The 17839-nt window shown below is 66.9% G+C and carries 17 protein-coding genes; 11 read left to right on the plus strand and 6 right to left on the minus strand.

Features of this window, described 5'->3' with window-relative positions; genetic code table 11:
- Positions 1 to 50 precede the first annotated feature (50 nt).
- From ACYQML_RS10790 to ACYQML_RS10805, 4 genes are all read left to right on the plus strand, one after another.
- Positions 51 to 746: an ABC transporter permease gene (locus tag ACYQML_RS10790; RefSeq protein WP_419951793.1), complete on the plus strand. Its 696-nt coding sequence runs from the start codon at positions 51 to 53 to the stop codon at positions 744 to 746.
- Positions 743 to 1474 (plus strand): ATP-binding cassette domain-containing protein, encoded by a 732-nt coding sequence (locus tag ACYQML_RS10795; RefSeq protein WP_461235514.1) that lies wholly within the window; start codon positions 743 to 745, stop codon positions 1472 to 1474. Before ACYQML_RS10790 ends, ACYQML_RS10795 begins: the two co-directional genes overlap by 4 nt.
- The gene (locus tag ACYQML_RS10800; protein WP_461235515.1) at positions 1447 to 2283 is read left to right on the plus strand and encodes an ABC transporter substrate-binding protein; all 837 of its coding nucleotides are present in this window, start codon (positions 1447 to 1449) and stop codon (positions 2281 to 2283) included. The genes ACYQML_RS10795 and ACYQML_RS10800 overlap by 28 nt, the downstream gene beginning before the upstream one ends.
- A gap of 139 nt (positions 2284 to 2422) precedes the next feature.
- Positions 2423 to 2971 (plus strand): hypothetical protein, encoded by a 549-nt coding sequence (locus tag ACYQML_RS10805; RefSeq protein WP_461235516.1) that lies wholly within the window; start codon positions 2423 to 2425, stop codon positions 2969 to 2971.
- A 78-nt stretch (positions 2972 to 3049) separates the two neighbouring features.
- On the opposite strand, the gene ACYQML_RS10810 is transcribed toward ACYQML_RS10805, so the two are convergent.
- The 5 genes from ACYQML_RS10810 to ACYQML_RS10830 form a co-directional block, all read right to left on the minus strand.
- A complete protein-coding gene (locus tag ACYQML_RS10810) occupies positions 3050 to 3751 on the minus strand; it encodes a TerC family protein (RefSeq protein WP_056431049.1) in 702 nt (233 codons plus the stop codon).
- Between the two features lie 163 nt (positions 3752 to 3914).
- Positions 3915 to 5168: a molybdopterin molybdotransferase MoeA gene (locus ACYQML_RS10815; protein ID WP_461235517.1), complete on the minus strand. Its 1254-nt coding sequence runs from the start codon at positions 5166 to 5168 to the stop codon at positions 3915 to 3917.
- Positions 5152 to 5691 (minus strand): molybdopterin-guanine dinucleotide biosynthesis protein B, encoded by a 540-nt coding sequence (gene mobB / locus ACYQML_RS10820; protein WP_461235705.1) that lies wholly within the window; start codon positions 5689 to 5691, stop codon positions 5152 to 5154. Before mobB ends, ACYQML_RS10815 begins: the two co-directional genes overlap by 17 nt.
- 11 nt (positions 5692 to 5702) lie before the next feature.
- Positions 5703 to 7697: a molybdopterin biosynthesis protein gene (locus ACYQML_RS10825; protein ID WP_461235518.1), complete on the minus strand. Its 1995-nt coding sequence runs from the start codon at positions 7695 to 7697 to the stop codon at positions 5703 to 5705.
- Positions 7694 to 8749: a molybdopterin-binding protein gene (locus ACYQML_RS10830; protein ID WP_461235519.1), complete on the minus strand. Its 1056-nt coding sequence runs from the start codon at positions 8747 to 8749 to the stop codon at positions 7694 to 7696. Before ACYQML_RS10830 ends, ACYQML_RS10825 begins: the two co-directional genes overlap by 4 nt.
- Before the next feature lie 248 nt (positions 8750 to 8997).
- Between ACYQML_RS10830 and ACYQML_RS10835 the strand changes: the two genes are divergently transcribed.
- Entirely contained in the window at positions 8998 to 10260 is a 1263-nt protein-coding gene (locus tag ACYQML_RS10835; protein ID WP_461235520.1) for a c-type cytochrome, read from the plus strand.
- Between the two features lie 287 nt (positions 10261 to 10547).
- Here ACYQML_RS10835 and ACYQML_RS10840 read toward each other — a convergent pair whose 3' ends face one another.
- The gene (locus ACYQML_RS10840) at positions 10548 to 12590 is read right to left on the minus strand and encodes a 4Fe-4S dicluster domain-containing protein (RefSeq protein WP_461235521.1); all 2043 of its coding nucleotides are present in this window, start codon (positions 12588 to 12590) and stop codon (positions 10548 to 10550) included.
- Between the two features lie 128 nt (positions 12591 to 12718).
- On the opposite strand from ACYQML_RS10840, the gene ACYQML_RS10845 reads away from it, so the two are divergent.
- The 6 genes from ACYQML_RS10845 to ACYQML_RS10870 all read left to right on the plus strand — a co-directional run bounded on the left by ACYQML_RS10845 (position 12719) and on the right by ACYQML_RS10870 (position 17752).
- Positions 12719 to 13447, plus strand: a complete 729-nt coding sequence (locus tag ACYQML_RS10845) for a biotin/lipoate--protein ligase family protein (RefSeq protein ID WP_461235522.1) — start codon at positions 12719 to 12721, stop codon at positions 13445 to 13447.
- A gap of 77 nt (positions 13448 to 13524) precedes the next feature.
- Positions 13525 to 14808, plus strand: coding sequence for an OprO/OprP family phosphate-selective porin (locus ACYQML_RS10850; protein ID WP_461235523.1), 1284 nt, complete (start codon positions 13525 to 13527; stop codon positions 14806 to 14808).
- A 148-nt stretch (positions 14809 to 14956) separates the two neighbouring features.
- Positions 14957 to 15535, plus strand: coding sequence for a DUF6505 family protein (locus tag ACYQML_RS10855; protein ID WP_056431027.1), 579 nt, complete (start codon positions 14957 to 14959; stop codon positions 15533 to 15535).
- On the plus strand, positions 15532 to 16542 hold the full coding sequence (locus ACYQML_RS10860; protein ID WP_461235524.1) for a DUF6352 family protein: 1011 nt from the start codon (positions 15532 to 15534) through the stop codon (positions 16540 to 16542). Before ACYQML_RS10855 ends, ACYQML_RS10860 begins: the two co-directional genes overlap by 4 nt.
- Complete coding sequence (locus ACYQML_RS10865; RefSeq protein ID WP_461235525.1) at positions 16539 to 17081, plus strand: DUF3305 domain-containing protein; 543 nt, start codon at positions 16539 to 16541, stop codon at positions 17079 to 17081. The genes ACYQML_RS10860 and ACYQML_RS10865 overlap by 4 nt, the downstream gene beginning before the upstream one ends.
- On the plus strand, positions 17078 to 17752 hold the full coding sequence (locus ACYQML_RS10870) for a DUF3306 domain-containing protein (RefSeq protein ID WP_461235526.1): 675 nt from the start codon (positions 17078 to 17080) through the stop codon (positions 17750 to 17752). Before ACYQML_RS10865 ends, ACYQML_RS10870 begins: the two co-directional genes overlap by 4 nt.
- The last annotated feature ends 87 nt before the right edge of the window (positions 17753 to 17839 follow it).

A 17839-nucleotide genomic window follows, 5' to 3' on the forward strand; every position in this document is an offset into this window, starting at 1 on the left:
ATACTCCCCGGCGATAGCATGAGGGGTTCGGTCGCCACAGCATCAGAGCCATGCTTCAAACCCTCCAGGAGACGCTCTCGCGGCTCGCAGCCCTTGATCCAGCCGTAATCGCCATCGCCGGCCTTTCGCTCCGCGTGAGTTTCTCGGCGGTCGGTCTTGGCACGTTGCTTGGAGTGCCGCTCGGTGCCCTTGTCGCCGTGTCTCAGTTCCCGGGGCGAAGGCTCGTTGTGGGTCTGCTCAACGCAGCCATGGGCCTACCGCCGGTAGTTATCGGCCTTGTCCTGTACCTCATCCTGTCTCGTTCCGGCCCGTTCGGCGGTCTCGGTTTGCTCTTCACGCCGAGTGCGATGATCGCGGCACAGACCGTCCTGGTTGTCCCACTGATCGCTGCACTCACGCGCCAAATCGTGGCGGATGCGCAAGATCACCTTGGCGAGCAACTCAGCTCTCTTGGCCTCAATGGAGCACAGCGCGCCGCGATCCTGATCTTCGATACGCGCTTCTCGCTGGTGACAGCGCTTCTTGCCGCTTTCGGCCGTGCCATATCGGAAATTGGCGCCGTCCTCGTCGTCGGTGGGAACATCGACGGGCATACCCGTACCATGACCACGGCGATTTCCCTCGAAACACAGAAGGGAGACCTTCCCCTTGCCCTGGCGCTCGGTGTCGTCCTCATCGCCGTCGTCATCGCCGTCAGTGCCGTTGCCTCGTTGCTCAGGTCTTACGCGATGCGGGCCTATGGATGAGCGCCGCACTTCCTCTCGTGATCGAAGGATTGTGCTACCGAGCCGGAAAAATGCCGATCCTCAACGGTGTCGATGTGGCGGTGACAGCGCCCGGCATCACGGCGATCATCGGTGCGAACGGTGCGGGAAAGACCGTGCTTTTGCGCCTCATTGATGGGTTGCTTGCGCCCACGAGCGGTACGATCAGCATCGGCGTATCTGCGCATCCTCGACCAAGTACCGCATTCGTCTTCCAGCGGCCCGGTCTCATCAGGGCGAGCGCCGCCGCGAACGTTTCGCTGGCTCTAGCGCCACTCAAGCTAAGCCGGCGCGAGCGACACGACCGTGTGCGGGCGGCACTGCAGCACGTCGGACTTGCGGAGAAGGCCGGTGCACCTGCTACGCGGTTGTCGGGGGGCGAGCAGCAGCGGCTCGCCCTCGCGCGAGCTTGGGCAACAGCGCCCGATCTCCTCCTTCTCGATGAGCCCACCGCCAATCTCGATCCGGCCTCCTCTCACGCCATCGAGCATCTCGTCGTGTCGATGGCCGAAGCCGGTACGAAGGTGGTCCTCGTTTCACACAACCTCGGCCAGGTCATGCGTCTCGCCGAAGATGTCGTCGTCCTTGCCGCTGGACTCGCCGTTGAGCACGGGCCTGTCCGCAGCACTCTCTCATCCCCACACTCGCCGCAGGCGCGAGCTTACCTCGCTGGAGAAATGCCATGGACCGCCTTCGCCGCTCTGCCCTGAGCCTCGGGCTCCTCATTGCCGTCCTTGGTCTGGCGACAGGCCCAGTTCTGGCCACCCCCCGGGAGACGATCACGGTGGCGTCCACCACGTCCACCGAGCAATCCGGCCTGTTCAAGGATTTGCTGCCGAAGTTCACGCTGGCCAGTGGGATTGCCGTGAAGGTCGTCGCCCTCGGCACCGGGCAGGCACTCGATGCCGCCCGACGCGGTGATGCCGACGTCGCCCTCGTCCACGACACCACCGCCGAGGAGAAATTCGTCAGCGAGGGATGGAGTACGAAGCGTTATCCCGTGATGTACAACGATTTCGTCCTCGTCGGCCCGAAGGACGATCCGGCCGGCGCGGCCGGCGCCAGCGTCGTCGAGGCCCTGCGAAAGATCGCCGCCGCCAAGGCACCCTTCGTCTCTCGCGGTGATCGCTCGGGCACCCATACCGCCGAGCTGCGCTACTGGAACGAAACCGGTCTCGATCTCGGCGCGGTACGCGGCGATTGGTACAAGGATGTGGGTCAGGGAATGGGGCCGGCGCTCAATACCGCATCGGCCTCCAATGCCTATCTGCTCACCGACCGGGGCACTTGGCTGTCATTCAAGAATCGTGGTGATCTCAAGATCTTGGTCGAAGGCGATAAGCGTCTTTTCAACCAATATGGCGTGATGCTCGTGAACCCCGAGAAGCATCCACACGTGAAGGCGAAGGCGGGACAGGCCTTCATCGACTGGCTCGTTTCCACCCCGGGGCAGAACGCCATCGCTGCATACCGGATCGGGGGGGAACAACTCTTCTTCCCTAACGCGGGAGCCAGATGAGCCTTGGCTCCTATCAAATGCGCAGTGCGATCGGTCGAACCGCCATTGCCCGGCCTTGACACCCCTCTCGGCCGTCGCACTTTCTCCTACTAAGTGTTTCGTCACGTATGCGACGGCTTGGCCTTGGGAGGGCCGTGACATGATGAGTTTTCGTATCGTAGCATTGTCCACCGCAGCGGGGACGGCGATGGCGTCTCTGCTGCCGGTCGTTGCCCTGGCTGAACCGACGGGCAAGCCCGCTAATATCTGCAAGGAACTCACAGCCTTCCTGCATGCGCCCGCTGGGGCGCCACCATCCGGTCAAGCTACGAGCCAGACTAGCACAGCGGTCACCGCACCCGGCTCCGGATCGCAGAAACCTTCTGGCAGTGAGACACAGAAGGATTCGGGCCTCAGCGGCCCGACCGCCCCGAATGGTCCCGGCGCGGCCGGCCCCCAGGGAGCGACACAGAATGCCGCTGCGCCTTCGGGTGCATCGGCCCCAGCGCCCGCTGCCGCCCCCGCCGCACCACCGCCCAAGGCTGCGAGCACCGAGTTCATCGAGCAGGGCAATACCGCTGCGGCTGCCAATGACATTGCGGGTTGCCAGCGGGTCGCTCGGCAGATTCGCCGCGACGGGGTCGTCATGCCGCCCCCGCTAATGGCGCTGGCTGCCCTCGATCTCAAAATCCTCGAGACAGCGAACTGAGGTCACGCCAAACAGAATTTAGGAGCTTTGCGAGATGAGAGGCCCCTGACAGGGGCCTCTTCTCGTTCGTGATGCGTCTCACAGATGGCCGTGGCCGGCGACTGTCCGAGCCGGTGCCGCGATGCGCTTCCAGATGAAGGCCGCGGCGACGACGATGACGGCGCAGATCGCAGCCGCGATCTGATGGGCGTGGGGCACCGAGGCCACGTGTTCGGCAATGTAGGGATCGGTGACGATCATTTCCCCGGCGATCCACCCGAGAAGCGCCGCGCCCGCCCAGATCACCAAGGGGAAGCGCTTCAGCAACGTCGTGATCAGCGATGCGCCCGCGACGATGAGAGGGATCGAGAGCAGAAGACCGAAGACGAATAGCGACACCTCGCCCTTCGCAACGGCTGCGATGGCGACGACGTTGTCCAGGCTCATCACCGCATCGGCGATGGCGATGGTCCGTACCGCTTTCCATAAGGTTTTGCTGTCGCCGACGGCATGTGCCTCGTCATCCTCGCCGAGCGCGAGCTTCACCGCGATCCAAAGGAGAAGCAGCCCGCCACCGATCCGAAGGAACGGTACCGCCAGAAGATGAGTGATGATGACGGCGAAGAGGATGCGAAGCCCAACTGCCGTACCGGCTCCGAGAAGGATCCCGGTGCGCCGCTGCTCCGGGGGAAGGGATCGGCAGGCCATGGCGATGACGACCGCATTGTCGCCGGAAAGGAGCAGGTCGATCCAGACGATCTGCAGCACCGAGACGAGGAAGTGCGAGTCGAGGAAATCCATCGGCGCTTTCGATCAGGTCGGAGGGGCAGGGAGTCGGAACGAGCGGCCCCCCGCTCGAAAGCGGGGAGCATGCGGTCTCGAAGGGCACCCGGCACATCGTACCGAAGCCCGTGCAATGCAAGCTTCAGTCACGCTTACGGGTATGAGGACAGGCGATTCCGCGTCAGTACAGCATCCTGTGCGGATATACCTCGATCGTATCGCCAGGCTCGATTCGGGTAATCTCGCCCGGGAGGCCAGCCAGTGCATCACTGTCGGTGAGTGACGAGAGGATACCGGCCCCATCGCGGGGGAATTTTACCGCTTCGAGCAGTCCATCGGCGGCGCGCTGCAGGCTTATCCGTATGAATTCCAGGCGGCCAGCCTTCTTGCGATAGGCAAAGGTGGAGCGGACGGGAATGCCCAATGGCGGAACGAAATCTTCTCCACCGAGCCGCGCCAGGAGCCGACGTACTACGAAGAGCAGGGTCACGTAGGCGGCGACGGGATTGCCCGGTAATCCCACGAAGGGTGTCCCCTGCACGAGGCCCATAGCCACCGGCCTGCCCGGCTTGATCCCAAGTCGCCAGAAAACGAGGCTGCCGACGGTCTCCACGGCCGGTTTCACGTGATCCTCCTCACCGGTGGAGACACCGCCGGATGTAAGAAGGAGATCATGGGCGGACGCCGCCTCCGTGAGGCGTGCCGCGAGAAGAGTTCGGTCATCGCGCAGGATGCCGAGGTCGCTCACCTCGGCGCCGAAGCGTTTCAGCAGTGCGACCAGCATCACCCGGTTGGAATCGTGGATGGCCCCCGGCGGCAGGGCGCCCCCCGGCTCGGCCAGTTCATCGCCGGTAGAGAACACCGCCACCTTCAGGCTTTTCCGGACGGTCAGATGCGGGCGGCCTATGGCGGCGGCGAGTCCGATATCCTGCGGGCGGAGTCGACGGCCGGCCGTGATGATTGTGGTGCCTTTTGCGACATCCTCTCCGGCGAGCCGCCGGTTCGATCCGCGCTTCAGACCCGGGGGTAGGACCACCTCGGTGCCCTCGACCGTCACGTCCTCCTGCATGAAGACCGTGTCGGCGCCGTCCGGCATTCTGGCGCCAGTGAAGATGCGGACCGCGCTCGGCCCGCTTCCCATCTCCCGACCGGCTTGGCCGGCGGCGATCCGGCCTTCCACGGGCAGCCGCGTTTCGCCGTTGGGAGCAAGGTCGGTGTGGCGCAACGCGTAGCCGTCGACGGCGGAATTATCGAATGGCGGCAAGTCGATAGCGGCGATGACGTCCTCCGCCGCGATGCGTCCGTCCGCCTCGTGGAGCGGTACGGTCTCGATCCCGGCGACCACCGGAAGCCGCTCGGCGATCAGCGCCAGGGCGTCGTCCACGCTCATGAGCTGCCCACCGAAGGCGAAGCAATCGTCAGTCAGCTGCGCCATGGCCTCCGAGCCTGTTCAGGACGACCTCGATCGGCTCCGCCATGACCGCCACGAGACCGGCGATTCCACCGACATCGTCGAGGCCTATCACCGGAATCCGAGCGTCGGGGAATTCCGCATCCGTCGCAACGGCGACGATGTTCTCGTCCTGCGGATGAAGCGGCGGACGGCCGTTGGCGTTCCGATGAATCTCGATCTTGAGATGCCCCTCGCGCTTGAAGCCTTCCACCAGCACGAGGTCGCAGGGGCTGAGGCGGCGCAGCAGGTCGGCCAAGCTCGCCTCGGCGCCGTCGCGCACTTCGTGCATCTGCACCCACCGGGCCGCCGACGAGATCAGCACTTCGGATGCGCCGGCCTGCCGGTGCCGGTGGGAATCCTTGCCCGGTTGGTCCACGTCGAAGGCGTGGTGCGCGTGCTTGATCGTCGAGACCGTGAAGCCGCGGGTGATCAGTTCGGGAATGAGCTTGGCGAGAAGTGTGGTCTTGCCCGCCCCGCTCCAGCCGGCGAGGCCGATGACCCGCATGGTCCGGTCCGTCATGGCTGGGCCTCCGGCAAGGAAAATCCGAGTTCGGCGAGAAGCGCCCCCGTTTCCCGCTCGGCGAGCAGCGCGAGGAAGGCGGCCACGGCCGGCTCCCGCCCTCGGTCTTCGGAATAGGCAAAATCGTAATGCTCGCTCACCAGCGGCAGGAAGCCGAGGCCATAGGCACTCGCGACGCTCTCGATGGCGACACCCCAATCGGCTCGGCCTTGGGCCACGGCGGCGGCCACGGCGTTGTGCGAACGTGGCTGGTTCCAGTAGCCGGGAGGGCGCGCCCCGTTCAGAAGCCCGTCGATGAGGAGGTGTGTCCCCGAGCCGGTGTTGCGGCTCACCATGATGGCGTCCGGGTCGAGGAGGAGCGCCGCGACGGCACCCGCCGCGTCGCGTTCCGCGAACCGGCTGTCGCCGGGGTGGAACACCAATCCCTGCATCCGCGTCCAGCCCTCGGCGAGGCGCAACGCTGGGGTCAGGAACGGCGCATTGTAGCGGCCGGTCGTGGGATCGAAGAGATGCATCGAGGCGATCTCGCACTCGCCCCGCTTAAGGGCGGCGAGCCCTCCTGAGGACCCGACCCAGATGGTGCGGGCCCGGATGCCGCGCTCGGCCAGGCGTCCGACGACGGCATCGAGCCCGACGCAATGGCTGCCGACGATGGTGAGGTCGGGGGCGCGGGTGCCCGCGCCGATCCGCGAGAGGCGCACCGGCTCGCCGGCCTCCAGCCCGGCGCGCGCGGCGGGAATCGCGAAGAAGCCGTCGGCTTGCGAGAAGGCCGTCACCGAGCCGGAACCCTTGGACAGCGGAACGGCGACCGGAGCGTCCCGCCCATGGGCGAGGGAGGCCATCACGAATTCCATGCGCCCGAGTTCTGAGGGGATGCGCCGGGGCAGCACAGCTTCGACGCTCTCTTCCTCGCGCGGGGGAAGCCCGGCCAGCGAGCGGATCAGGGGCACGACGAATTCGTGGAAGGTGAACATCGCCGAGGTCGGGAAACCGGGCAGGACGACGATGGCCTTGCCCTGTGCCTTGGCGAGGCAGAGGGGCTTGCCGGGCTTGAGCGCGACGCCGTGGACGAGGATACCCGGCTCGCCCAGGCGGGAGAGGATGCGGTGGGACACGTCACCCGCCCCCTTCGACGTCCCTCCCGAAAGGACGACGACGTCGCACTCCGAAAGCGCCGCGCGGATGGCGCTTTCGAGAGCGGCCTCATCGTCCGCGACGATGCCGAAGGGCACGGGTTCGCCGCCATTCTCGGTGACTGAAGCGGAGACGATGGCGCCGTTCGAATCGTAAATGCCGGCTGCCGGCAGGGGTTGGCCCGGTGGCGACAGCTCGTCGCCGGTGGAGAGCACGGCGACCCTCGGCCGGCGCACCATCTCGACCGCATCGAGGCCGCAGGCGGCCAGCATGCCGATCTCGCGCGCGGTGATGACGGTGCCCTTGCGGAGAACGGTCTCGCCGCGCGCCATATCCGACCCGGCATAACCGACGAACTGTCCGGGCGCGGCTCCCCGGTCGAGGTCGATCGCCAGGGCTCCTTCGCCGGACGCGATCTCGGTCGCCTCCACCATCACCACCGCGTCGGCGCCGCGTGGAATCATGCCGCCCGTGGCGATGGCCGTCGCCGTGCCGGGCTCCACCGCCAATCGGGGAGCGACGCCGCAGGCGAGGATTTCGTGGTTGAGTCCGAGCCGGGCCGGTTCGGCCTCGCTCGCGCCGAGCGTGTCGGAGGAGCGGAGTGCGAACCCGTCGACGAGGGCTCGGTCGAAGGGAGGCACGTCGATGGGCGAGGCTACATCCCGCGCCAGCGCGCGGCCGAGCGTTGCGGCGAGTGGCACGCTCTCGGATGGCAGCGCCACATGCGGCACCGCCGCGCGAAACCGCGATGCGGCCTCGTCTCGGCTGACCACATGAAGAAACTGCTCCTGACGGGCCGCGCGCGACAGCCTCGCCAGGAAATCCTCGTTCGACTCCGATGCGTCGAGACGCTTCACAGGGGCATGACCTCGATCCACTCGCCCTCGGGATAGCCTTCCCGCTCCGGCGGCACCAGAACCGCGCCCCAGGCGTGGATCAACCGTCGCAGCGGCAGATCCGCTCCGCCGAGAGGCTCTACCCGCTCGTTCTTCAGGCCGATAAAGACGATGTCGCTCATTCCAATGGTCGAGGACATCTTGCGGGCGAGACGCCCCTTGGCCCTGCCGGGGAGGCTCGCTCCGGAGAGCCTCGCCAGTAGGGGACGCCCTAGGGCAAGGAATGTCGCGAGGGCGGCGTCAGGCCTGCCCGGTAGGAGCAGGACCGGGACAGACCCGATCGAGCCAAAACCGGCGCTGTCTCCCGGACGAAGCGCGATCCCATGCGCGTCGAGCCGGCCCCGCAACGCCAGGGCCTCGGCGCTGTGGTCATTGCGGCCGAAACCGGTGCCGCCGACGACGAACACTGCGTCCGCCCCCGGGACGAGCAGCGCATCGGCGATGGACTCTCTTTCGCGCGAGCATCGGCTCGACGTCACCCGAACGCCCGCCTTCTTCGCCAAAGCCGCGATGGTGGATGCGGAATGGCCCCCGATGTCGAGGATGTGAACATGCGGCACGCGGACCGCGACTGTGTCGATCCCACTGGCACCGAGTGCGAGAGCACCGAGCGGCGTCAGCCGTTCCCCGTATCGCGCCAGAACGTCTCCCCGGGCGATCTCCTGGCCGGTGCCGACCACGCCTGCGCCCGGTGCCGCATCCGCCACGATGTCCCCGTCGGTGTCGATCGCGTCAGGAGGCAGAATCGTATCGGTGCCAGGCGGCATCGCATCGCCCGTGTCCAGCCAGGGCGGAGGCGAGAGCGGCGTGACCGGCGCATAGGCCGAGGCACCCGTCACAGTGCTGGCGGCCACGGCCCAGCCGTCCCGCAGCGCGCGCGGATGCGTGGGTAAGTCGGCGGGGGCGACGACATCCGCCGCGAGAACGGAGCCGATCGCATCGCCCACCGGCACGGCAATGGCGCTTACCGGCTCTGCGACCAGAAGCTGCGCCAAGGCGTCGTCGAGGGGCATCAAGGCCGAAGTCGCGGACCGGATCGACATGCCCCGTGACGGATGCGGCATTGCGAGCGGCTGAGCAACCCCGCCTGCGGCCCATCAGCCGAGTGGTAGCCGGGAGGGAAGACAGGTTGCGTCGCCGCGACTAATTCTCAACGTCCTCGATCCCGTAAGAGAGCGACGGCGTGGCGCGGATATCAGGGTTGTCGGTTCGACCTCGGTTCTCTCGACAGACGCTCCGCCGCGTCTGGCCGATCTGCGCGATGCTGCTCGTCCTCTCCGCACCGCTTCCGGGCTCAGCGCAGCTTCGCGGTCATGGTGGTCCGGTGCGGGCGCTGGCGATTGCCCCGGACGGACGCATCGCGATTTCCGGAGGGTTCGACCATTCCGGCATTCTGTGGGCGATCGACCAGGGGACGGCCCTCTCGGTCCTTCGTTTCCACGACGGTGCGGTGAATGCCGTCGCTGCCCTCGATGGCGGCCGCTTCGTCACGGCCAGCGAGGACGGGCGCATCGCCCTCTGGCAGGCCGGACGCCCGGAGCCCGTCGAGATCTTTTCCGACCATGCCGGACCCATCGCGGCCCTCGCGGTCTCGCCGGACGGGGCGAGCCTCGCCTCCGCTTCCTGGGATGGCACGGCGCATATCCGGTCCCTTGCCGGCGGGCCGGTGCGGGTGCTGCGGGGACATGCGGGCAACGTCAACGCCGTCGCCTTCCTGCCCGATGGCAGATTGGTCACCGGGGGCTATGACGCCACACTTCGAGTCTGGCCCCTCGCCGAGACCGACGAGCCACCGCGCATCGTTCAACTCCCATCGCCGGTGAACAGCGTGGCCGTGGCCGGGGATGGCGAGATCGTCGCCGCCGGTGCGGATAGCGTGGTCCGCTTCCTGTCCGCCGACGGCACCATCCGCGCGTCGGTCGACCTCGCGACCAACCCTGTCATCGGTCTCGCTTTGTCTCCAGACGGGCGGCGGGTCGCCGCTGCCACGGTGGCCGGCACCGTGGCCATGATCGACCGTGGTGCGGCCAAGGTGGCGTTCAGCCTCGTGGGGCCGGGACTGCCGATCTGGTCGCTCGCCTTCCGGCCGGACGGAACCGAATTGCTGACCGGGGGCGGGGACAGGCTGGTCCGTCGATGGAATGCCGGGACGGGCGAGCCCATCGGGTCGCTGTCGATGCCGCGGCCGGTGGATTCGCTGGCGGCCTTCAAGGGCGATCACGGGGCCGAGGTCTTTCGCGCCTGCGTCGCCTGCCATACCCTGACGCCGGAGGACGGCACGCGAGCCGGCCCTACCTTGAGCGGCGTGTTCGGTCGGCGTGTCGCCACCGCCGAGGGATACACGTTCTCGCAGGCCCTGAAGGGCCTCGACATCGTCTGGGATGCGCGGACCATCTCGAAACTGTTCGAGATCGGCCCATCCCGCTACACGCCCGGCACCAAGATGCCCGAGCAGACGATCAATAACCCGGACGACCGCGAGGCCCTGGTGCGTTTCCTCGAGAGGGCGACGAAGACGCCGTGATCAAAACGGAAGTGAGACGCATCACGAATCTTCCCGTCTCGGTCGGTTCTTGCTCGGAGCAAGACGGCGCAGCGGGCTATTTGTAAGACACTTTTTGAGTTGCTTTCCAAGGCTTTACCTCATCTTGAGGTGCCGCGTAGCGGCCTCGAAGGAGGGCTCCAGAACCCACTGAGCGAACTGGTGGGCTCCTTCGAGGCCCGCTGACGCGGGCACCTCAGGATGAGGTCGTCTGTTGGGAAGACTATTTTGGCAGGAGCACCCGCTGGGAAATCCGGCCAAACTGTTTCTCAGGCGCCGCCGCTTCCGCTCGTTTCCCGCGCCCGGAAGTAATCCTCGGAGGTTCTCGGCTTCGACCGCTCCGGCACCGTATGCGGGTCGAAAGCCTCGTTCACGACGACCTCGACGCGGCAGGTGTCGCACATCATCAGGGTACGGATCCTGGCCTCGCCGGCACTGCCTCTGAACATCCAGTGGCGGCCCTGAAGCTTCTCGATGACCCGCTCGATGCTGCTGCGTGTGCCGAAGGGCTTGCCGCAGGAGACACAATCGAACGGCTCTTCCTCCTTGACGATACGGCGCGGCTGGCTCCAGGCGGCGAAATCCACCTGCGGCTTCAGAGAGATGACATCTTCCGGGCAGGTGGCGGCGCAGAGCCCGCATTGCACGCAGAGACTTTCCTCGAATGCCAGCAGCGGCCGGTCCTGGCTGTCACTGAGGGCATGGGTCGGGCAGGTGCCGACACAGGCGAGGCACAGGGTGCAATCCTCGGTGCGGAAATCGAGACCACCGAACGGCGAACCGGCTTCCAAGGGGACGACGGCGACAGGGGCCGGGGCGGCGACATGCATCTCGCGGAAGGCGAATTGCAGGACGTTGCGCTTGGGGCCGACCGGCATGAAGGCCGCGGGCACCGGCGCGGCTGTGCCGAGACCGCCGGTCGTCAGCGTGGAGCCCAGCATGTCTGGATCGTCGGTCTCGATGAGCGAGACGACGAGCGTCCCATCGGCCGAACCGTAGCCCAGCGCCCCAGCGAGGGTATCGGCAAGGTGAGCCATTCGGCGCAGAGCCGCGATGTCGTGCTTGGGACGGTCACGGACGAGGAGGCGGATGCCCACGGCGCCGTAGGCCAGGAGCGCCGCGGCGGCCTCCGGGCCGAGTTGCGTGACCTCGTTGACGGCGACAGGAAGCACGTTGGCCGGCAGGCCGTCGCCGTAGCGGGCCAGCGCCTCGATCAGGGGCTCGCCGTGCTCAGCGTCGTGGAACAGCACCACGCCGTTCCGTCCCCCGCCCTCGTGATAGGCACGCATCAGGGTCCGCAGGCGGCGCATCAGCCCGTCGGCGGCGGGCAGGGCGTAGGCCGCCGCACCGGTGGGGCACACGGAGGCGCAAGAGCCGCAGCCGGCGCAGATATAGGGATCGATGGCGACGTGATCGCCTGCGGGCGCGATGGCGCCGGTCGGGCAGGCTTCGAGGCAGCGCGTGCAGCCGGTGATGCGCGAGCGCGAATGCGCGCAGAGATCGGCCTGGAAATCGATGAAGCGCGCCTTCTCGAACTCGCCGACGAGATGGGAGATCGTAAAGATCGCCCGCTCCACGGCGGCCGGGTCACCGGGATCCGCCCGGACATAGCCGCTGCGCAGGTCATGCGCGGGAAAGAGGGGCGTGCCCCCCGTCAGGTCGAGCACCACGTCGCAGGTGGAGGTGGCGCCGTTGCGCGACGGGCCGAAGAACAGGGATTGACGGGATGAGGGGCTCGGCACCGCGTAATCGTCGATGCGCAGGGAGAACGCCCCGAGATGCCCGCTCGCCGAAACGACACTGCCCTGGAGCACGGGAAACTCGTGGCGGCGCGGCACCGGTACATCGCGCGGTCGGCTCAGCAGAACCGTCACGTCGAGATGGTCGGCGAGCCGCCGCCCGGCCTCGATGGCGACTTCGTCGCGTCCGTAGATGAGGGCGACGCCCTGGCTCACCATCGCGACGGTGCCCGGCGCGGGCGTCGTCTCGGCCGCGGCGGCCAGCAGGGCCGCGATCTTCGGTCCGGCCGCATCGGCCTCCCTCGACCAGCCCGCGTTCTCGCGGATATTGGCATAGGACACGCGGGCTTCCGCCCCGGCCCCGGCGGCGATGTCGGTGAAGAGGGGGGCCTGCAGCGTGCACGAGACGGTGACGGGCGCGCCCTGTGCCAGCGCGTCCTCGAACCGGGCGATCTCACGCCCGCACAGTTGATCGGCGGTCTCCAGGCGGCCACCGCACGCCTTGCCGATCGCCTGCCCGTCTAGGGCGACGGTCTCATCGCAGGAGCACGCGAACACGATCCGGTCGGACAATGATTTACCCCGAACGTTTGGTCACAGCGGCGAGGGTACCAGCCCACTCGCGCTCAAGTTGGTGCATCGTATACTATAACGGCTCGAAACTAGGACCCGACATACGGGCGCAGGTAGAACCGAAACGCATGGCGCCGAGCTCCGACGACCCGGACCTGATCCTGCCGCCCGTCTTTTCTTTCGCAATCTCAGCCGGGCCGGCGAGCGCGTTCGACGAAGCCCGCGACGCGGCCGCATCCGGCGGCCGGACCGGGCGTCTCGTCTGGCGAAAGAACGCAGAGCTGCTCGACTTTGCGGTGATCCTCGAGCCGGACGAGCCTCTCGCCACGGCGCGCCGCGCCGTCTTCGCCGGCATGGTGGCGCTTGCCGAGGCCATCGGTGCGCATGGTCCGCCCGAGGTCCCGGTGACGTTCGGCTGGCCCGATACGCTCCGCTTCGACGGCGCGCGCCTCGGCGGCGGGCGTCTCGGATGGCCGGAAACCTGCGGCGAGGGCGACGTGCCGGACTGGCTCGTCTTCTCCGCCACGATCATCGCCTCGAAGGCACGGGCCGGCGATCCGGGCCTGACGCCGGATTCGACCTCCCTCGAGAACGAGGGTTTCAGTTTCGAGGATGGCCACGGAATCCTCGTGGAGAGCTTCGCCCGTCATCTCATGAAGACCTTCGCCATCTGGGAGGAAGACGGGTTCGCGGGGATCGAACGACGCTATCTCCGGCGGCTCGCCGAGGGTGGCCCGGTGGCACGGATCGATGCTGGCGGCGACCTGATCGGCGGCGACGGCGATCGCCGCGATCTCGTCGAAGCCCTGGCCGCGATGCGCTGGGGCGATCCGCAGACGGGCGAGCCTCATCTGTGAATGTCGCGATGCCCGGATTGTGGGAATGTCCGTCGAGATCGCCCGTAGTGAGGGCGTTCCCCGGAGAGAAGACATCATTGAGAACCCGCATCGCCTGCCTCGCCGCGCTGGCCGCACTTCTATCCCTGCCGGGTGGGCTTCGGGCCGAGGAGGCTCCGAGGGGCCCGGCCATCGAGGCGAAGGGCATGCCCGGCCCCTATGGCGAGCGGCTCACCATCGACGACAAGGGCATCACCCTGACCTTTCCCGACGATGCCGCGACATTGCGCATCGGCGGTCGCCTTCACCTCGATTTCGGTGCGGCCGGCATCCGCCAATCGGGCTTCGGCGACCCGTTCAGCGACAATATCGCCGTGCGCCGCTCGTGGATCGAGACCACCTTGAGCCTCGGCAAGGATGTCGGGCTCGGCTTCCAATACGATTTCGCCGATCCGGTGACGCCGATCAACGACGCGGTCCTGGTCTATCGCGGTGTGCCGGACATGCTCTTCAGCATCGGCAACGAGAAGGAGCCGTTCGGCCTCGACCAGCTCGCCTCCAACAACAACATCCTGTTCACCGAACGGGCCCTGTCCGACGCCTTCGTTCCGGCGCGGAACTTCGGCTTCGCGGTGGGCAGACACGGCAAGGATTGGAGCATCGTCACCGGGATCTTCGGCGGCAACGCCAATACCGGTATCGGCAGTGAGGGCTTGGCCTCGACGAGCCGGGTGACCTACGCGCCGATCAACGACGAGAAGCGGACGCTCCATGTCGGCCTCGCCGGGAGCTACCGCAGCCTGCCGCGTGACGAGAGCCCCCTCTCGCTCTCGAGCCGATCCGAAGCGTTCCTCTATACGAGGAGGTTCGTCGATACCGGCGATATCCGCGATGCGGCGAGCATCGCCCGCCTCGGTGCGGAGCTGGCCTATCGCTCCGGTCCGCTTCTGGTGAGCGCGGAATACACGCGAACCGAGATCGGCCGGTTCGATGGCGGATCGCCGCTGAGCTTCCAGGGGGGATACGTCCAGGCGAGCTGGGTGCTCAACGGCGACAATCGGGCCTATCGCATGGCGCCCGACTTCAACGGCACCGGCTACGCGGTCTTCGGTGGCGTCAAAGTCGCAGAAGCGCAGCGCATCACCCGTGGCGGTTTCGGCGTCTTCGAACTCGGCCTGCGTTTCTCGGCCATCGATCTCGACGATGGCGGCGTGCGCGGCGGCATCGAGCGGGACGGCACGGTGGGCCTATCCTGGTATCCCGATACCAACATCCGCATCATGGCCGATTACGTCCGGTCCCATACGTCTCCCTCCGCGCTTCAGAACGGACGGACGATCGACGCCGATACGTTCATCGGCCGGTTTCAATTGTATTGGTGACGGGCGTCGCGCCCAGCCGGGAGCAATTTCCGCGAGCCGACACCAGATACGTGCCGTGGACGCCGGACAGGTGCCTCGACAAGGGCCATCGCCACCAGCTCTCGGCCGGTTCGGGTGGTGGCGACGGAATGAACAGGCGAAGGCCTCGATGAGCAGTCTCAAACTTCCCCGGACGATCCGCCTCGATCCGTCCGATACCTTCGTCTTCGCGAAGGCGGCCGAACCCGGCGAATGGGCCGTCACGGGCTCGTTCCTGTTCTGGGATGCCGACGTTCCGCTTCTCGAAGGTAAGGACCGTACGGCGTTTCGTTCCGGGTTCCTCGGGGTGACCTCCCTCGGCTTCTCGACCCTGGCAGTGGTCAGCGAGGCGACGATGGCCGAGCGGGACAAAGCGGTCGAGCAGCTGGCGCATCACCTTTGCGAGCGCCTCGGCGCGCCGACCCTCGATGTGGCCCGCATCGCGGCCGACGAGGAGATCGCCTTCGCCGCCACCCTTTGTCAGCCGGCGGTGGGAAGCGTGATCGCGTTGCATCGGACCTTCGAGGACGGTGCGATCCGCGAAGCGTTCCGCACGCTGCATCAGCGTGGGCCGGGCGTCGCCGGGGCGGACAAGTTGCATGCCCATGCCAGGGCTTTCACCTTCGAGGAGACCGATGACGAACCCGAGGAACGGGCGGACCTCATCGGCATGGCCAACGCACCTGTTTCCGGGAATGACGGACGATGACCGAGTTCTGGGTCTCCAGCGGACACCACCTCGCCGGGCGCACGGAAGGGGGCGGCCTTGCCGTCACCGACGAGTTGATCCTCGCCTATCTCGCGCGGCCCGAGCTCGTGCCGCCCGACGAAGCCTGCATGGCGGAGCGGGCGCTCCACCGCGGCCTCGTGACGGCGCCGCGCCGGCCGGTCTCCCCCGGTGAGATCGCCGCGATGGCGGATGCCGATGCGCGCGAGAACTGGACCATGATGCTCGCCTTCCGCGACCGGTTGATGGCCGCGCGGTCGGTGGAGGCGGCCTATCTCGACCTCGTTCGCAGGGGCCTGAACGGCACGCCGCCGATCTTCCTCAATCAATTGGCGCATCTCATCCTGCGTAATGCCCTCGATGGCTGCGATGACCCCTACACGCTCCGCGCCGGCGAACTCTTTTTCCGTCCGCAGCGCGTCTCCTTCGTCGATGGTGCGGCGTTGCTGGCCGATGCCGAGGTGATCGAGGCGCGGGAGACCGGGGCCGCACAATCGCCCCTCGTCGCCATGCTGGGCAAGGAGCCGGCGAATGAGCTCGACGTGCTCACGGACGAGACGGCCTGGACCTATTGGAGCCGCTCCGACGCATTCACCATGGCGCTCAACCTCGGGAGCAACCCGAAGAGCCGCGACGGTCTAGCGCGCGCCATCGAGGCCTGGGTTCGACACCTTCTGCATGTGGAGGCGAAGGTGGAGCCGATCGCCTCCATGGACGATCCTGATTGGCGCTGGTTCGTCGGGCTCGACGCTCAAGCGACCCGAATCGGCAACGCCCTCTGGAACGGCGAGACCCTGGACGAGGCGAGCCGCATGCGCATCCTGGCCCTGTTCCGCCTTACCTTCGCCGATGACCGGCGGATCGACCCGCGCGTGGCGGGCCGGCCGGTCTATCTCCTGATGGCCATGGACCCCGACAAGCGCCTTTTTCTCAAACCTCAGAACCTCGTGGCGGGATTGCCGCTCGCCGACGGCGCGGAGGCCGCATGACCGATGAGAATCCGACCTCCGCACCGGCGCCGCCCGACGACCGTTTCGACGTCGGGATCATTGTCGTCAAACGGGCCTTGAAGAGCCGTTGGACAAGCCATGCCTGGCTACCGGTCGCGGCCCTTCCGGCGATCCCGGCCGCCTCGCCCTGGACTGTGCTGTCGTCGACGCCGGAGGAGGAAACTTTCTATGCCGGCGCCTACGAGGTCTCGCTCCACCCCGCCGAGACGTCGCATTACCGCGACAACCTGATCTCGGGCCGGCCCTCGCTCTGGGTCGCCCTGCGGCAGATCGCGGAGGGCAGCTACGAAGTCGCCAATGTGACGGCCGATCCCTATGAGGGCGAATCCATGGCCGAGGGTATCGGCGAGGTGGTCGAGGCGGTGCCGATGCCGCTGGAGGTGCAGGCCAAGGTTCTGGCTTTCTTCGAGGCCTTCCACGTCGAACAGGTGTTCCACAAGCGTAAGCGCGACCGGGCCGATCCCGAGGCCCTGGCGCGACAGGGGACCGGTACGCGCAGACGGGGGGACGAAGGTTGAGCGGCGGCGATTTCTTTTCTCGCTGGTCGAAGCGCAAGCGGGCTGTCGTCCGCGAGAACCCGCCCGCGACCGTGCCGGTTGGAAGCGAGGCGGTCGCGGGCGAGGCGGTCGAGAGGGAGGCGGCGCTTCTCGCGGAGGAACTCTCCGAGGGTGAGACCCTGTCGCCCGAGGAACTCGCCAAGTTGCCCTCCCTGGACAGCCTGACGGCACAGACCGACCTGACCCAGTTCCTTCGGGCTGGCGTTCCGATGGTGATGCGCAAGGCGGCTTTGCGCCGGATGTGGTCCCTCGACACCAACATCCGCGACTATGTCAGCGAGGCGCGGGAATACGCCTATGACTGGAATGTGGTGGGCGGTGTGCCGGGAAACGGCCCGCTTCTGCCCACAGACGACATCAAGGCCATGCTGCGGGACATCTTCGACGGGACGCCCGACGAAAAAATTGAGCCTGAGCAGGAAAGCGAAGAGGCCACGCTGATCGAAGCGGAGGAGCTGGCGGAGGAATCCGAACCGGTGAAAACCGAAGAGATGGATCGCGGCAGTGAAGAACCGCGTCTCACTGTCGTGCAGGTTGACGAGCCAAGCTTGGCCTTGTCGCCGCCACGTTCTGCCCCCGTGGATACGGCCACGCCGAGGCCGCGACGACATGGCAGCGCCATCCCACTTTGAGCAATTAAAAACTACGTTGCGCACGTCCCATTCCGCGGTATTGTGGACGAAGTGAATTCACTTCGCCCGCGATCGGGTCGCGGTTTG

It is taken from the genome of Methylobacterium sp. CM6244, assembly GCF_054817885.1.

Coding starts and splice junctions, on each gene's coding strand:
- ACYQML_RS10865 (WP_461235525.1), top strand. CDS start 16,539: ATGACCGATGAGAATCCGACCTCCGCACCGGCGCCGCCCGACGACCGT.
- ACYQML_RS10795 (WP_461235514.1), top strand. CDS start 743: ATGAGCGCCGCACTTCCTCTCGTGATCGAAGGATTGTGCTACCGAGCC.
- ACYQML_RS10845 (WP_461235522.1), top strand. CDS start 12,719: ATGGCGCCGAGCTCCGACGACCCGGACCTGATCCTGCCGCCCGTCTTT.
- ACYQML_RS10815 (WP_461235517.1), bottom strand. CDS start 5,168: ATGGCGCAGCTGACTGACGATTGCTTCGCCTTCGGTGGGCAGCTCATG.
- mobB (WP_461235705.1), bottom strand. CDS start 5,691: ATGCGGGTCATCGGCCTCGCCGGCTGGAGCGGGGCGGGCAAGACCACA.
- ACYQML_RS10855 (WP_056431027.1), top strand. CDS start 14,957: ATGAGCAGTCTCAAACTTCCCCGGACGATCCGCCTCGATCCGTCCGAT.
- ACYQML_RS10790 (WP_419951793.1), top strand. CDS start 51: ATGCTTCAAACCCTCCAGGAGACGCTCTCGCGGCTCGCAGCCCTTGAT.
- ACYQML_RS10835 (WP_461235520.1), top strand. CDS start 8,998: ATGCTGCTCGTCCTCTCCGCACCGCTTCCGGGCTCAGCGCAGCTTCGC.
- ACYQML_RS10805 (WP_461235516.1), top strand. CDS start 2,423: ATGATGAGTTTTCGTATCGTAGCATTGTCCACCGCAGCGGGGACGGCG.
- ACYQML_RS10800 (WP_461235515.1), top strand. CDS start 1,447: ATGGACCGCCTTCGCCGCTCTGCCCTGAGCCTCGGGCTCCTCATTGCC.
- ACYQML_RS10810 (WP_056431049.1), bottom strand. CDS start 3,751: ATGGATTTCCTCGACTCGCACTTCCTCGTCTCGGTGCTGCAGATCGTC.
- ACYQML_RS10830 (WP_461235519.1), bottom strand. CDS start 8,749: ATGCCCCTCGACGACGCCTTGGCGCAGCTTCTGGTCGCAGAGCCGGTA.
- ACYQML_RS10860 (WP_461235524.1), top strand. CDS start 15,532: ATGACCGAGTTCTGGGTCTCCAGCGGACACCACCTCGCCGGGCGCACG.